The organism is Acutalibacter sp. (assembly GCF_056800975.1).
Map to the genome: position 1 here is coordinate 10,299 of NZ_JBQISV010000071.1, position 1,239 is coordinate 11,537.

Sequence of the window (1,239 nt, forward strand, 5' to 3'; positions counted from 1 at the left end):
CCACCAGGAACTGGACCAGAACGGCGAATACCAGGATAATGGCCACAGCCTTGGAAGTTTCCAGCATGAAAAATCTCTCCTTTGCAAATGTGTTTTTTATACCGTTTACAGGCCCTTTATGCGGGCCTTGAATCATCCATTTTGATCACCCCTTTCTCCATAGATGCCGCCTTTCAGCCCTCAACCGTCTGAGGTTTGGCCAGCATAATGGAAAACTTTTTTCCCCGGTGTTCAGCACTCGGATGGCCTCATTGATCATTTGGGTATAGCCCTGGACCTCCAAACCCACTGTGCCATTTTCGCACTGCACCTGCACAATGTCCAGGGCACCAGGCGCATCCAGCTTTTCCAGATACCAGTCCAGTTCATGCAGGGCCGGAGTGGCCTCTACCCGCAAAGCCAGACGGTCTTGCATGCTTGTGTCAATCTGGCTGCGCATTTGTTCAGCGGCAGTAGCGGAAAATGTCTCGCCTGTTGCCAATTTCAAAATAAACATTTACGATTCCTCCATTCTTTTTAAGGCTTGCCATTCTTCTATTGAGATGATTTCCAGGGCCCAGTCCTCTGGGATATGGATTTTGAACCGCCTTTTTTCTACCCGTTCTCGATAGAGCTGGTTCCAGTAGTAGGCGTTAGCCAGGGCCCTGGCCTTGTGCATGACGCAGATCAAGGTGGCCCGCTGGTCTGCTGTGCCGAACACCTGGTAATTGTAGGCGCTGCACCAGGAGCAGCCCTCGGCAATGGGGCAGTGAAAGCACTCGCCGGTGGACTGGGTGTGGTGGTCGATATATTTTGGGCAGTGTGCATTGTTTTATGTTAAAAAGAAAGTTTTGGGGGGGATATTTCTAGCTATCATAGTTCTGTTTTCGAGAATTTTATTTATGCAAACCCCATGCAAAGTATTGACAAAATAAACGTATGAGTATACACTATGTTTGGTTGGGGCACAGGTTTTGTGTCCATTCTAAAGACCAAAACCAACCTCACTATTTTTTGACAAAAGGAATGATATGAGAAAAATATCTAAGTTCAAAAAAGCGCTTTCCTTGTTTGTGATTACTATATTTTTAACGCTCATGTGTCCGTCTCATCCTCTGAACTACCGGTCTCAGGGCAAGATGAATGGACCATCACCGTTGAAGCCGGCATAAACGGATTCTATGCATTTGACACAGAAACGAAAGAAGCCCTATTTGTTCCTCCTTCAGAAATAGAGCAAGCAGATTACGCGCCGGTTGC

At 47.1% G+C, this 1,239-nt stretch carries 2 protein-coding genes; both read right to left on the bottom strand.

Going from position 1 to position 1,239, the window contains the following annotated elements:
* Positions 1 to 145: 145 nt before the first annotated feature.
* Complete coding sequence (locus ACTO5E_RS08205; protein ID WP_482302926.1) at positions 146 to 496, bottom strand: hypothetical protein; 351 nt, start codon at positions 494 to 496, stop codon at positions 146 to 148.
* Positions 497 to 670 (bottom strand): hypothetical protein, encoded by a 174-nt coding sequence (locus ACTO5E_RS08210; protein ID WP_482302927.1) that lies wholly within the window; start codon positions 668 to 670, stop codon positions 497 to 499.
* Between the last annotated feature and the right edge of the window lie 569 nt (positions 671 to 1,239).